Annotated in this window: 3 tRNA genes; all 3 read right to left on the minus strand. The window is 60.4% G+C overall.

Annotation, left to right across the window (positions count from 1 at the left end):
* Window positions 1-2: 2 nt before the first annotated feature.
* Window positions 3-79 (minus strand) — tRNA-Asp (locus ACTJJM_RS21210).
* Window positions 80-162: 83 nt separating this feature from the next.
* Window positions 163-239, minus strand: a tRNA-Asp gene (locus tag ACTJJM_RS21215).
* A gap of 83 nt (window positions 240-322) precedes the next feature.
* Window positions 323-399, minus strand: a tRNA-Asp gene (locus ACTJJM_RS21220).

Consider the following 399-nt stretch of genomic DNA (forward strand, 5'->3'; position numbering starts at 1 on the left):
AATGGCGGAGCGGACGGGACTCGAACCCGCGACCTCCGGCGTGACAGGCCAGCATTCTAACCAGCTGAACTACCGCTCCGCATTGTTGCTTTTTTGTTTTCCCACTGGCCTGGACCGGGGAGAAAACAAAGCCTCCAGCTTTTGGCCGGAGGCCTCGTTGAATGGCGGAGCGGACGGGACTCGAACCCGCGACCTCCGGCGTGACAGGCCAGCATTCTAACCAGCTGAACTACCGCTCCGCATTGTTGCTTTTTTGTTTTCCCACTGGCCTGGACCGGGGAGAAAACAAAGCCTCCAGCTTTTGGCCGGAGGCCTCGTTGAATGGCGGAGCGGACGGGACTCGAACCCGCGACCTCCGGCGTGACAGGCCAGCATTCTAACCAGCTGAACTACCGCTCC

The organism is Stenotrophomonas sp. 22692 (genome assembly GCF_052045015.1).
In the GTDB taxonomy this organism is placed as follows: Bacteria; Pseudomonadota; Gammaproteobacteria; order Xanthomonadales; family Xanthomonadaceae; genus Stenotrophomonas; species Stenotrophomonas geniculata.